The sequence below is a fragment of the Nonomuraea sp. NPDC049400 genome (genome assembly GCF_044466425.1).
Classification (GTDB): domain Bacteria; phylum Actinomycetota; class Actinomycetes; order Streptosporangiales; family Streptosporangiaceae; genus Nonomuraea.
Genome location: NZ_JBITMP010000002.1, coordinates 275,439 through 288,390, shown reverse-complemented (window position 1 = coordinate 288,390; position 12,952 = coordinate 275,439). Strand labels below are relative to the sequence as shown.

Here is a 12,952-nt window from a genome sequence, read left to right as displayed (position 1 = left end):
CGATGGCGCCGGTCGGCCGGTTTCCCGCCCGGCCGGTACGGTGCCGGACTTTAACAAGGGGCCCAATTGCCGGGCAATGACGCGAAGTCAGGACCGTGCTGCCGGTCAAGAGAGCGCACGTTCCGTCAAGCCAACTCTTGTCGGGAAATACGGTCGATTGACCGGGAGTGCGCTCTCCGCGCCGCACGCTTGTGCCCGCCGAGCAGCCGTGGCTAGAGTCCGACACCGGAAACAGGCCGTGGCCTGCCCGTCCACCGCGCACACCGCGCCCGGCCCTGCCAACATCGCGCTCGATCGGGGTTTCGCCTGGTGAAAGTTAACTCTTGGAACGGATGGGATCCCCTCACCCATGTGATTCTCGGCCGCGCCGACGGCACCATGGTGCAGGCGCCGGAGCCGGCCGTACACAGAAGCTGGCCGGAAGACGGATTTCCGCACGGTGTCTACGGCCCGATTCCCGACGACCTCACGGCGGCCGCGAACGAACAACTCGACAATTTCGCGGAAATTCTGCGGAGCCGGGGAATCCGGGTGGACCGGCCGGAGTCGATCGACTTCTCCCAGCGGGTTTCCACTCCTGATTGGACGCAGGACAGCATGTTCGGATGCATGCCGCCCCGCGATGTTCTCATCACCGTCGGAAACGAGATTCTCGAAGCCACGATGTGCTATCGCAGCCGGTGGTTCGAATATCTCTGTTACCGCCCGCTGATCGATTCCTACTACCGGGCGGACCCGGACATGCGCTGGGAGGCGGCGCCCAAGCCCCGGCTGACCGACGCGTCGTACAAAAAGGACTTCTGGCCGGAATACGAAAGCCTGGACTTCGCGCAGCAAATAGCCAGGGTCCGCGCGAACGACCTGGTGCTCACCGAGGCCGAGCCCTTGTTCGACGCCGCCGATATCGTCAGGTTCGGGAAGGACCTGTTCGTCCAGCTCTCGATGGTGACCAACCGCAGCGGCGTGGACTGGTTGCGGCGGCACTTCCCCTCCCATCGCGTTCATGCTGTCACCTTCGCCAACGCGCATCCGGTGCACATCGACGCGACATGGGTACCGCTGCGTCCCGGGCTCGTGCTGCACTGCGGTGAACGCGAAGCCGAGCCCGAGCTGGTCGAGTACTTCAAGATGAACGACTGGGAGATCGTGCCCGCCGCGCCGCCCACCATGACGTGGGACGGTCTGCCCAGGCTCTGCTTCTGCAGCCCGTGGCTGTCGATGAACATCCTCAGTCTGGGGCCCGACACGGTTTGTGTGGAGGCGAGCGAGGTGGCGCAGATGGAGCTGCTGGACAAGCTCGGCTTCGAGGTCATCCCCGTGCCGTTCTGGGATGTCGCGACTTTCGGAGGAGGGCTGCACTGCTCCACCGTGGACGTCCACAGGGAGGGCACGCTGCAGGACTACTTCCCCAGGCGCCACGGCAGGTTCTGATGAGGTCGCGATTGGCCGGACTGAGAAGGCGGGCGCAGGCGCCGGCGATCGGGCGCAGGAGACCGGGCGCGGGCGGCGTCCGCCGTCTTGAGTTGGCAGTCGGAGGGTTGCTCGGACCGCTGCCCGGCGACCCGCATCCACAGACCTTCGCGCGGCTGCTCGCCGCCGTGGGGGCGTGCGTGCAGCGGTACGACGCGCCGAGCCGGATCCTGGTGACCTGCGCGCCGCTGGCCGGCCACGCGCCCAACGGTGTTCCCGTCCTGGTGGACGTCCGGCCCGATCAACCGTTCGGCGAGCTGGTGGAGCAGGTGCTCGCTGACCTCGCTGAGGCGTACGCCGATCAGGACGCGTCCTTTCCCGCCACGCCGGCCGACGAGCGGCTGGCCGCCGTCGCCTGCCGCATGGCCCGCGTCCACGGCGACCTGCCGGATCTCCGGTGGGCCGTAAGCGTCACGCTCGACCGTCAGGGCGACGCGCTCACCGGCATGGTCGAGCTCGACGCGGCGGCGTTCGGCGAGGACGAGGGCCGCTGGTTCCGCGACCACCTGGAGCACGCGCTCCGGACGGCGTGCGCGGACGCAGCCGAGCGGACCGCCGGGGAGGTGGCGGCGGCGTCGCATCACATCCTCACGGTCGGGGAGGTGGCCGCGTTGCCGCCGGCGTCGCACCGCATGGTCACGGTCGAGTGGAGCGGTGCGCGCGTGCCGCCGGTCTCCACCGCCGAGTGCCTGCACCGGCTGGTCGAGGCGCAGGTGGACAAGGCCGGTGACGCCCTTGCCGTGATTCACCCCGACGGGGCACTCAGCTATGCGGACCTCAACACGCGGGCCAACCGGCTCGCCCGCTATCTGGTCGACGAGCAGCTGGTCCGCGCGGGCGACCTGGTGGGGATCGCGATGGAGCGCTCACTCGACCTGGCGGTCGCCGTCCTGGCCGTGCTCAAGGCCGGCGCCGCGTACGTGCCGCTCGACCCGACGCATCCGGAGTCGCGGCTGCGCCATATCCTGAGCGACACCCGAGCCCAGCTGGTGCTGACCCACTCCGACTTCGCCGAAAGACTGCCCGCCACAGACGCCACGATCATCTCCGTCGACGAACACGACTGGCGCGTCGCGGCCACCTCCGGAGAGAACCTCGACACCCCCGACGTCCCGCAGAGCACGGCCTGCGTCATCTACACCTCCGGCACCACCGGCCGGCCGAAAGGTGTGATGCTGACCCACCGAGGATTGTGCAACAGCATGCGCTGGGAGCACGCCGCCTACCAGATCACGCCGCGCGACCGGCTGCTGCACCTCGCGTCGTTCACTTTCTCCTTGGCCATCGTGGAGCTTTTCAGCCCGCTGTGTGCGGGTGCCCAGGTGGTGATCGCTCCCCCGAGGGCCGCCCGGGACAGCCGCTGGATCGCCAGGCTTGTGGCCGAGCACGGCGTCACCCTGCTCAGCGTCGTCCCGTCGGAACTGAAGCTGCTGCTCGAGCAGGAGCCGTCGATGCCGTGGAGCTCGCTCAAGGCCGTGATCACCGGTGCCGACGTGCTTCCCGTTCCGCTGCAGGACCTTTACCTTGCGACCTGTCCGGACGTTCCGCTGTTCAATATCTACGGGCAGACCGAGTCGTCCGTGGACGGGACCTTCTGGATCTGCGGGCCACTCCAGGACGAGAGGGCCGTGCCCGTGGGGCGGCCGATCACCAACACGCGGATGTACATCCTCGACGAGGCTATGCGCCCGGTACCGCCTGGCGTCGTCGGGGAGATATTCACCGGGGGCGTCGCGCTGGCGCACGGCTACGTCGCTCGCCCCGACCTCACCGCCGCGCGCTTCGTGCCCAATCCGTTCGCGGAGTCCCCAGCGGACAGCCGGCTCTACCGGAGCGGCGACCTCGCGTGCTGGCTCCCCGGCGGCGTGATCCAGCTCGCGGGCCGGAACGACCACCAGGTGCAGGTGCGCGGAATCCGCGTGGAGCTGGAAGAGATCGAGGCGGTGCTGCGCGAGCATCCCGGGATCAGCGACGTGGTTGTCACCGCCCAGACCGACCCGCCGCCGGACGTCGACTCGCTGATCTCCGCCGTGCCCGAGTCCGTCCTCGCCGACATGGTGGAAGAGGTGGAAAGGCTCGGCCCGCGGGGACCGGCGCAGGCCGCCACAGCCCACCTCGACACGATCCCTCGCCTGTCGTGATGCCTCATCCGGCGAGCGCGCGAGACTACTCGAGGCTGGCGCGCGGCCTGCTGCCGCGGGACGTCTGGGACTACGTGAACGGCGGCGCGGGAGACGAATGGACCCTCGCGGCGAACCGCCGGGCACTGCGTCGGGCCGCACTGCGCCCTCGGGTGCTCGTGGACGTGGGCGGGCGCGACACCCGGGTCAGGGTCATGGGCGCCGAGGTCGCCGCGCCCATAGGGGTGGCTCCGATGGCGTACCACCGTCTGGTGCACCCCGAGGGCGAGACGGCCACCGTCCGCGCCGCCGGCGACGAAGGGCTGGTCACGGTGGTGAGCACGTTTGCCAGCCGGACGATCGAGGAGATCGCCGCCGCGGCCCGGGGACCGCTGTGGTTCCAGCTCTACTGCTTCCGCGATCGCGCCATCACGGCGGACCTGATCGGCCGGGCCGAGTCGGCCGGGTGCCGGGCGCTCGTCCTCACGGGCGACACCCCCCTGTTGGGACGGCGCGACCGCGACGTCCGCCACGGCTTCACGCTGCCTGAGGGCGTCACCGCCGCCAATCTGCGCCCGTCCCGCTCCCTCGGCTCGGGCCTGAAGCTCGCCGACGCCACGGCGGACCTGCTGGATCCCGCGGTGACGTGGTCGGTCATCGACTGGCTGCGCGGCCTGACCGGGCTGCCGATCCTGATCAAGGGGGTGTTGACCGCGGAGGACGCCGCGCTCGCCGTCCGTGCCGGCGCCTCCGGCGTGATCGTGTCGAACCACGGCGGGCGGCAGGCCGACGGCGCGATCGGGGCGCTCGATGCACTCGAGGAAGTGGTGGACCGCGTCGGCGCGGACGCGGAAGTGCACGTGGACGGCGGCATCAGGCGAGGCGCCGACGTGGTGAAGGCGCTGGCTCTGGGCGCCCGCATGGTGTTCGTGGGGCGTCCGGTCCTTTGGGGTCTGGCCGTCTCGGGGGAGGTCGGCGTGCGGGAGGTGTTGCGGATGCTCAAGGACGAACTCGACCTGACGATGGCCCTCTGCGGCTGTCCGGCGGTGCGGGACATCAGCCGGGACCGGGTACGGCTGTCGCCCCCGGGCGGCCGGGAATGGAGACGATCGTGAAACCACACGCGCGGCCTGGCCTTTTCCACCACGCGTGGACCGAGCAGCGATGGAGCGAGCCCGCGGAGGTCACGCTGCGGAGCCCGCTGTTCGCCCTGCACATGAGCTCGGACGTGGATCCGGTGCATATGGCGCAGATCAGGCAGGCACGGGAGGTCCTGCGGCGTCGAGACGCCGCCGACATGGAGGGCGCGATCCGGCATCAACGGGGCGTCGTCGAGCGTTTCCTCACCGGTCGCTCCGCCTACTTCGGACCCGACGAATGCCAGCCCCTCGACGACGTCGAGCGGCTGCGCGACGAGGGGCGCGACGTGTTCGTGGTCGTCAAGTTCATGGACGAGGCGCCGCACATCGCCGCGACCTTTCACTCCCTGCTGAACCAGCGGGGTGTCGACCTGCGTCGAGTAGTGATCGTGGCGGTGGACAACAATTCCACCGACGGCTCCGACCAGATCGTCAAGAGCATCATCTCCGCCAACAAGGGAGCAGCACGGATCGTCTACATGAACCAACCCCGGCCCGGCGCGGGCAACGCGGCGCGGCTCGGGGTCGACCGGTGCGTGGCGACGGTGCAGGCCATGTGCGCGCTCGACGGCGACTGGAGCCGGCTGCAGAAGTCCCTGATCGCCTTGTCGGACGGCGACACCGTCTATCACCCCCGCGCGCTGCGCGAGGTCCTGCGGATCTTCGACGAATGCCCCACCGTGGATGGGGTCATGCCGTTCCTCACCTACAAGGCCACCGCGGCCCTGCGACTTTTCGCCGCTCATCGGCCCGCGCCGCCCGAGGTCCTGGCGCGGTACGCCGATCTCCGCGCCACCGTGCCGGTCTCCGTCGACCTCTCCGGCATCGAGGCGTTCGACGAGCTTCCCCGGTGGCGCAGGAAGCGCGTGGGGAACCGGATGGAGATCGGCTCGCTCAGCGTCGAGCTGCGTGACACCGACGACATGGGGCGGCGCTTCGGAGTGCTCAGGGACCCGTCGGGGCGCCTCGCCTACGTGCTGGAGGACCGCACGATCGTGCTCGCGGAGGCGCCCGCTTCGGGGCTGGACGCGGCGCTGGTGTTCCTGGAGAACGGGCTCGTCCGGCGGGACGAGAAGTGGCGGTGGCACGCGGTCGTCGGCCACGACATCTTCCTCACCTGGTTGTTCGCCGGGATGGGAGCGTCGGAGAACATGATCTACCCGGACACCAGCGACGCGCTCAAGACCTTCAGGACCTGGGCGTTCTCCATCGGAGGGCAGCACCAGCTGCGACGCCCGGAGCTGCGGATCGTGACCGGCAGCGACTATCAGTCCGGCAGGATCCTGCAGGCCACGGGCTGCACCGTGCGTCTGGGGCCCGCGGAGGCGCACGCGGAGACGGAGATCGACCGGCTGATCAAGATGGCCAGGAACCTGATGAGGCAACAGGCGGTCTTCTACGGGCGGACACGTGGATCGGTGATCGAACGGGCGAGCGGGCTGTACGTGCACATGACGCGCATCCAGGAGAACATCGAGGCGGAGGTGCGCAGGTACGACGACGCCGCGTTCGAAAAGGTCATCTTCCCCGAGCGCATCCTCTTCCCGCTGCGCTGGATCTTTCAGAACGCGTTCCGGTTCTACGCCCACAGCGAGCCGGAGGCGCGGCGCATCGTCCGCGAACAGCTTCTCGACATCGTGTTCGGCGACGCCGCCGCGGCCGTCGAGAAACGCTGGTTCACGCCCGCGGCCGTCGACCTCGTCGCGCGGGCCTCGCACGACGACCGGCCCGACGTCGCGGAACGGCTGGCGGAAGAGCTCATCGCGGAGCATCACCCGGAGATCATGCGCTGCTACCAGCGTACGCTGCGCGATTTCTTCGCACGCCAGCGCGTGCCCGCCGACCGGTTCGAATGGCTGCTCACAGATCTGGACAAGACACGCAACGCGCTGCGCGAGCGGCCTTCGGCCGTGGATCCCGCGACCGTGTGGGACGGGGAGGAGTTCGAGATCGACATAGAGCGTGGCCAGGCTGTGAGCATGCGCCCGGCCGACGGGCCCAGCGCATGAGGGCGCGTCTGTGGGACGGGCCGGCGCCATACGCCTGTGGCACAGAGGCGGCGGACATCCCGCACCTCGACGTTTACCTTCCGGAGCCGGAGCGGGCCACGGGCGCGGGAATGCTCATCCTCCCCGGCGGCGCCTATACGTTCCTTTCGGAGAAGTCAGGCGTCCAGTACGCGCGATGGCTGGCGGACGCGGGCATCGCCGGAATGGTGGTGAACTTTCGGCTCGGCTCCGCCGGATACCGGTATCCGGCGATACTGGCGGACGCGTGGCGTGCCCTTGCCGTGGCCCGCTCGAACGCGCAGCGCTGGAGCCTGGACCCCGACCGCATCGGCGTGATCGGCACGTCGGCGGGCGGCCATCTGGCCGCCATGATGCTCACTGGTGTGACGGCCGACGGCGCCGAGCCCGTGGGCACCCGCCCCGCGCTCGGCGTGCTGTGCTATTCCGTCATCTCGATGCTGGACCCGCTCGCCCATCACGAGACGCGCGGCAATTTCCTTGGTGACCTGGCCGACGACGAGGAGACCCAGCGGCGCTTCTCCGGGGAGCTCCTGGTGGACGACGGAGTCCCTCCATGCTTCGTCTGGCACACCTTGGCCGACGAGGAAGTCACCGCCGTGGGCAGCATGAAGTTCGCCAGGGCCCTGCACGACCGTGGCATCCGCTACGAGTTGCACCTGTATCAGACCGGCCCGCACGCGTCCGGCCTGGCTCGCGACCTCGGGCTGCGGTGGACCGACGACTGTGTCCGCTGGCTACGCGGCCATGGGTTCTGAGCCATGAGCCCGGCGAAGCACTATCGCTTGGACGACCTGCGCGACTGGGCGACCCGGCTCGTCCATGGCCTCGGCACGCCGTCACACGTCGCCCAGGCCGTGTCACGCAACCTCGTGGACGCGGACGCGGCCGGTCATGTCTCCCACGGGCTGGGCATGCTCCCGGTGTACATCGACCAGATCCACGACGGCAGCCTGATCCCCGCGGCCGAGCCGGAACTGGTCTCCGACCAGCCCGGCCATATCGTCGTCGACGGCCGTCATGGGTTCGGGCACCACACGGTGGAGTGGGCGCTCGACATAGCCGTGGAACGAGCCAGAACGCACGGTCTCTGCGCCGCGAGCCTGGTCCGCACCGGGCACGTCGGCAGGCTGGGCGGCTACACGCTCGCGGCGGCCCGCCGATCGTGCGCCGCGCTGCTGTGCGTCGGCACGATCGCCGACCGAGACGACGCACTGGTCGCTCCGCCCGACGGCGTCGAGCCGATGCTCGGGACCAATCCCATCTCGTTCGCGCATCCTGGAGACCCGCCGGTCGTCGTGGACCTGGCGACCTCGGCCTTGGCCTATTACGACCTGGTCGAACGCGGACGCAGGGGGGAAAGTGTGCCACCGGGAACTCTGAAGCGGGGCGATGGCACACAGGTCACCGACGCCTCAGCCATCTTCGAGGGCTCCGTCATGCAACCTTTCGGGGGATACAAGGGGTACGGCCTGAGCCTTATGGCTGGTCTCCTTTCCGGGCTCGGCGCGGACGGCCACGACACAGCCGTCCGCGGCGGCTTTCTCCTGGTGATCGACGTGGCGGGGAGCGTCGCGCCGGCGAACGCGGCGGAAGCACTGCGCACACTGCGCGCGTCGGCGACCGTGCCTGGCTGCTCGCACGTCTCCGTGCCAGGCGATCGATCTCATCTCAACCAGATGCGAAGCCGCGCTGCGGGCATCCCGCTCCCCGACTTCCTGGAACGTGAGTTGGCGGAGCGCCGGTCACATTCGCGGAGATCGCTCGTCATCCCGCCCCTGCCGTCCCCGATCCCGGCCCTCGACGGCGTCCCGGCCCAGCGGGAGCCGTGAGCTGGGCACGACGCCCCGCCATGAGCAGATCGAACTACGGCCGGGCTGGCCGGCCGTACCGAGCGCATGGCCTTCCTCGAACGACCCCGGCCGAGGACGTACCTGATGGCGCTGGACCGGAAGGGCGACCCTGTCAAGGCATCCACTTGCCGCCCGCGACGTCGATCGTGAGCCCGGTGAGCCAGGACGACACGTCGGAGGCGAGGAAGGCGGTCACGTTCGCCACGTCGAGCGGGGTGCCGAGCCGACCGAGCGGGTGCTCGGCCAGCAGCCGCTCCTTGAACTCCCACGGCATCCGCTCCTCCAGCCGCTCCGTCATGATCGTCGAAGGGGCGACCGCGTTGACCCTGATGCCGGCGGGCCCGAGCTCGTGCGCCAACTGCCGGGTCAGCGCGATGACTCCGGCCTTGGCCGCCGTGTACGCCACCGAGGCGGGCGTCGGAGTACGGGCCGCCAGCGAGGACATCGTGATGATCGACCCGCTCCGCCGCTCTCTCATGCGGGGCAGGAAGCTCTTGATGGCGAGGAACGTCGAGGTGAGGTTGGCGTGCACGGTGGCGTGCCAGTCCTCCTCGCTCGTCTGGTCGATGGGCCGGGGCATCCCGGTCCCGCCGCCCGCGAAGATCGCCAGCACGTCCACGGGCCCGAGCCGCCGCTCGACCTCCTCACGCATCGCCTCGACGGCGGCGAAGTCGGTGGTGTCGGCGGCCACGCCGATCGCCGCGCCGCCGATCTCCTTCACGGCCGCCTCGATGGCCACGGGGTCGCGCCCGTTGATTACGACCCGCATCCCCTGCTGGGCCAGCACCCGGGCGGCCTCTCGCCCGATCCCTCCGGAGCCGCCGGTGACCAGCGCTACCTTGCCCTGCAGGTCCGGATACATCATGACTTACGCTCCCTCTGCGAATCGCGGCCGTCCCGTGGAGTCCACGTTGCCCTGAGCGAGCGGTCCAGGGCGTCAGGCGCGAGGGGTGTTTCTGATTGCGTCCCCCGGAGTGCGCCGGGGTCGCCGCCCGTACTCCACAAGTCGTACGCCGGGAGCGGTCAGCACGACGACGTTCCGGCGGCGGCGCGGAGGAAGTAGTCGTCCCCGCCCACCTGTCCGCCCTTCAGCGCCACTTCGAGCCCGTCGCAGGCGGGGTCGTCGGCGGACAGCACGCACACCGGGCCGCCCACCGCGAGGGAGGCGATCACGTCCAGCGAGCGCGCGCCGAGGGCGGCCACGACCTGGCCCGAGGTGTCGCCGCCCGCGACCACCAGGCGCCGGACCAGCCCCGCTCGGACGGTTGCCGAGGCGATCCGGCCGAGGAGGTCTCCGACGGCCGCGGGGTCACGAGCCGGGCCGCGTGTCGACTGGACGATCGTGTGCCGGCCCTCGCCCAGGCTCTCCGCCACCTGGGCGAAGAGGTCCGCGAACGAGCCCGTGGTCCCGCTCGGCGGCCCGTCGGAGATCGCGTTCACGGCCCCGCCGCGGGTCGCGCGTCGAAGGCCGTCCGATGCGTCGAGCACCCGCCACCCCGCCCGCTCGGCCGTGTCGATCTGGCGGGCGGTGATCGGGGAGCGGCTGCCCGACACGACCAGCACCGGCGCGGCCGGTCCCAGGGTGCCGGCCGGTCCCGTGGTCGTGGTGCTCCTGGCTGAGGCGAGGGCGTAGCTCAGGCCGCCGGACCCGACGCAGTACAGCGGGGCACGGCCGCCGGCGTCGGCGAGCAGGAGGCGGCCGAGCGCTCGGACGTGGTCCTCGGTGAGCGCGTCCGCGATGAAGGCCGACTCCTCGCCAAGCGCCCGGTACGCACCCTCCGACGGCGACGGCGGTGATAGCGATGAGAAAGGCGGCGCGGGCGCGGGTAGCCAGCCGACGAGTCCCGCGCCCTGCTCGGCCAGGCGTAACCGGAGGTCGGCCTCCGACGCGGGCGTGACCGGGTGGTCGCGCATCGGCGGGTAGCGGTCGAGCCGGTGGACCTCGTCGCCGGTCCGTACGAAGTGGTTGCAGAACCACGTGTAGCGCCCCAGCTCGGGCTGCGCGGCGAGCACCGGGACCGGGCCACGCGCCAGTCCCTCGCGGTGGAGGGCCGCGATGACCGCGCCGATGCTCCCGTGCGCGGGCGAGGAGTCGAACGTCGAGCAGACCTTGTACTGGATGGCCAGCGGCTCCAGCGCCGCCATGGCCTTGAGCGCGGGCAGCACCATCGAAACCGGGTCCGCGGACGCCCGGGCGGTGGTGGCGATGCCGATGACGTCGTCCGTGTCGTGCAGGTGCGCCACGTCGGTGACCAGCGAGCCGGTCAGCCTGAACCGCCTGAACTGCCACAACGCGTCGGTAGCCCCCGTGAAGTCGTCCGCGACGAAGGCGAACAGCGTCACAGCCGCACCGCCCCGTGCCGGAGCAGCCGCGCGTGAGCCCCGCCCGGCGTCATTTCCTGATCACCCCGCCGAAGTGCTTCAGCGCCGCCCGCAGCTCCGGCTCGTCCACCTCGTCCAGCGGCACGCCCGCCTCGGCGGCCGCCCACGCCTGCCGGATGCTCGCGATCCCCGCCGCCGGCCCGTCCGGGTGGCCGAGCACCCCGCCCCCGGCCAGCACCAGCAGGTCGGTGGTCCCGGCGCGTTCCAGGGTGACGGGCGCGGTGCCGGCCCACTGGGCGGACGACAGGACGGGGAGGCAGGGGAAGCCGCCGAGCAGCGGCTCGCGGACCGCCGCGACCGTGGCCGCCACGTCGTCGTCCGTGACGTAGAACTTGCTGTGGAAGCCGCCGCAGTGCAGGTGGTCGATGCCGGTCAGGCGGGCCAGCTTCTGGTACGCGACGTGCCCGATCCCGAGCCCCGGATGCCGGGCCAGCGCCCCGATGCCGGTGACGTGCGCGTGGATCGGCAGCCTGGCGTGCCTGCGCAGCATCGCGACGGCCGGGAAGCCGACGACGTTCAGGTTGACCATCACGCAGGTCCCGCCGGCCGCCACCACCATGTCGTGGTTGCGCAGCATGCGGTCGGGCTCGTCGCTGATGTTGAACGCGTACATCGGCCGCCGCCCGGTCCGCCGCTCCACCTCGTCGAGGGCGGCCGTGACCGCGCGGATCCGCTGGGGGAGCGGGGCGGGCGGGCAGTCGGCGTTCACCTCGTCGTCCTTGATGAAGTCGACCCCCGCCAGGCCGAGCTCGCGCACCAGGTCCACGTAGTCGGCGGGGCGCAGCCCGACGTTGGGCTTGACGATGGTCCCGATCAGCACCCCGGAGGGCCGTCCCACCAGCCGCCGGGTGCCCGAGACGGCGAACCGCGCAGGCAGGTACGACGAGCCGAAGGCCGCGGGCAGCTCCAGGTCGACCAGCTTGAGCCCGGCCAGCTCGCGCAGCTCGTAGAGGTTGCCCGCGACCACGGGCAGCAGGTTCGTGAGCGAGGGTCCCGTGTTCTCCAGCGGGAAGCCGATCTTCACCAGGGCCGCCGTCAAGGGCCCGTCGCCGATCGCCCCCGGCAGGGGCTCGGAGACGGGGAGCGGGATCTCCGTGATGGACCGCACCACGGCGCTGTGGCGGGCGCGCAGCTCGGCGGTCTCGCCGCGCACGCTGACGAAGGTGCCGGTGCTCTGCTCCCCCGCGATCGCGCTCACGGCCTGCTCCAGCGGCAGGCGCGTGAGCACGCGGTACGTCGCCACGATCGATTCAGTCACAGCACCGCCGCCAGGTGCTCCATGGCGAGCGGCGGGCTGGCCAGGATCGGGACCGGGGCCTCGACCGTGCCGGCCACGCGGGCCATCGACGCCTGGGCCAGCACGATCACGTCCACCTCGCCCCCCAGCGCCACCAGCGCCTCGGCCACCTGCGCGTCGTGCGTGGCGGCGTCCCCGCCCATGAGGGCCTCGAAAGCGCCCTCGCACAACCTGGCGGTCAGCACGACGTCGCTGTTCAGGGCGGCCGCGCGACGGCGTACCAGGTCGGCGGTGGGGTCGAGGGTGGTGGACAGGGTGGCGAGCACGCCGATCCTGGGGCCGAGCGCGACGGCGCGGTCGGCCATCGGACGGTCCACCCGCGTCACCGGCACGCCGGTCAGCGGCTCGGCGGCCTCGACGGCGGCGCCGATCGAGGAGCAGGTCACCAGGATGTGGTCGGCGCCTGCCGCCTCGGCGGAGGCGATGTGGCCGGCGACGCGCCGGGCGGTCTGCGGGGTGAGGTGGCCGGCGGCGATGGTGTTCTTGATCAGGCTGTCGTCGACGATGTTGAAGGTCTCGACTCCCGGCAGGTGCTCGGCGCACAGCTTGGCGAACACGTCGACCAGGGTCGCGGAGGTGTGGATCAGTCCTAGCCTCTTCGTCATGGGCCTCACTTCATCCGATGAAATCTCATCTTCATCGGATGAAATGCTATGCAAAATCC

Annotated in this window: 10 protein-coding genes; 6 read left to right on the top strand and 4 right to left on the bottom strand. The window is 70.7% G+C overall.

The annotated features are described in order from the left end of the window. Positions 1 to 351 precede the first annotated feature (351 nt). From ACIBVN_RS03235 to ACIBVN_RS03210, 6 genes are read left to right on the top strand one after another with little or no spacing between them, the layout of a single operon-like run. Positions 352 to 1,431, top strand: coding sequence for a serine/threonine protein kinase (locus ACIBVN_RS03235; protein ID WP_397132115.1), 1,080 nt, complete (start codon positions 352 to 354; stop codon positions 1,429 to 1,431). 11 nt (positions 1,432 to 1,442) lie between these two features. Continuing rightward, a complete protein-coding gene (locus tag ACIBVN_RS03230; RefSeq protein WP_397132113.1) occupies positions 1,443 to 3,611 on the top strand; it encodes an amino acid adenylation domain-containing protein in 2,169 nt (722 codons plus the stop codon). Beyond that, positions 3,611 to 4,705 carry an alpha-hydroxy acid oxidase gene (locus ACIBVN_RS03225; protein WP_397132111.1) on the top strand — a complete coding sequence of 365 codons (1,095 nt, stop codon included), beginning with the start codon at positions 3,611 to 3,613 and terminating at the stop codon, positions 4,703 to 4,705. Before ACIBVN_RS03230 ends, ACIBVN_RS03225 begins: the two co-directional genes overlap by 1 nt. Then, a complete protein-coding gene (locus tag ACIBVN_RS03220; protein WP_397132109.1) occupies positions 4,702 to 6,738 on the top strand; it encodes a glycosyltransferase family A protein in 2,037 nt (678 codons plus the stop codon). Before ACIBVN_RS03225 ends, ACIBVN_RS03220 begins: the two co-directional genes overlap by 4 nt. Continuing rightward, positions 6,735 to 7,514 carry an alpha/beta hydrolase gene (locus ACIBVN_RS03215; RefSeq protein WP_397132107.1) on the top strand — a complete coding sequence of 260 codons (780 nt, stop codon included), beginning with the start codon at positions 6,735 to 6,737 and terminating at the stop codon, positions 7,512 to 7,514. Before ACIBVN_RS03220 ends, ACIBVN_RS03215 begins: the two co-directional genes overlap by 4 nt. A gap of 3 nt (positions 7,515 to 7,517) precedes the next feature. Then, positions 7,518 to 8,588, top strand: a complete 1,071-nt coding sequence (locus tag ACIBVN_RS03210; RefSeq protein WP_397132105.1) for an Ldh family oxidoreductase — start codon at positions 7,518 to 7,520, stop codon at positions 8,586 to 8,588. Between the two features lie 133 nt (positions 8,589 to 8,721). Here ACIBVN_RS03210 and ACIBVN_RS03205 read toward each other — a convergent pair whose 3' ends face one another. The 4 genes from ACIBVN_RS03205 to ACIBVN_RS03190 form a co-directional block, all read right to left on the bottom strand. Next, positions 8,722 to 9,474 (bottom strand): SDR family NAD(P)-dependent oxidoreductase, encoded by a 753-nt coding sequence (locus tag ACIBVN_RS03205; protein WP_397132103.1) that lies wholly within the window; start codon positions 9,472 to 9,474, stop codon positions 8,722 to 8,724. A gap of 158 nt (positions 9,475 to 9,632) precedes the next feature. After that, positions 9,633 to 10,952 carry a four-carbon acid sugar kinase family protein gene (locus ACIBVN_RS03200; protein ID WP_397132101.1) on the bottom strand — a complete coding sequence of 440 codons (1,320 nt, stop codon included), beginning with the start codon at positions 10,950 to 10,952 and terminating at the stop codon, positions 9,633 to 9,635. 49 nt (positions 10,953 to 11,001) lie between these two features. Further along, on the bottom strand, positions 11,002 to 12,249 hold the full coding sequence (locus ACIBVN_RS03195; RefSeq protein ID WP_397132099.1) for a RuBisCO large subunit C-terminal-like domain-containing protein: 1,248 nt from the start codon (positions 12,247 to 12,249) through the stop codon (positions 11,002 to 11,004). Then, a complete protein-coding gene (locus ACIBVN_RS03190; protein WP_397132097.1) occupies positions 12,246 to 12,893 on the bottom strand; it encodes an aspartate/glutamate racemase family protein in 648 nt (215 codons plus the stop codon). The genes ACIBVN_RS03195 and ACIBVN_RS03190 overlap by 4 nt, the downstream gene beginning before the upstream one ends. Between the last annotated feature and the right edge of the window lie 59 nt (positions 12,894 to 12,952).

Coding starts and splice junctions, on each gene's coding strand:
- ACIBVN_RS03225 (WP_397132111.1), top strand. CDS start 3,611: ATGCCTCATCCGGCGAGCGCGCGAGACTACTCGAGGCTGGCGCGCGGC.
- ACIBVN_RS03215 (WP_397132107.1), top strand. CDS start 6,735: ATGAGGGCGCGTCTGTGGGACGGGCCGGCGCCATACGCCTGTGGCACA.
- ACIBVN_RS03210 (WP_397132105.1), top strand. CDS start 7,518: ATGAGCCCGGCGAAGCACTATCGCTTGGACGACCTGCGCGACTGGGCG.
- ACIBVN_RS03205 (WP_397132103.1), bottom strand. CDS start 9,474: ATGATGTATCCGGACCTGCAGGGCAAGGTAGCGCTGGTCACCGGCGGC.
- ACIBVN_RS03190 (WP_397132097.1), bottom strand. CDS start 12,893: ATGACGAAGAGGCTAGGACTGATCCACACCTCCGCGACCCTGGTCGAC.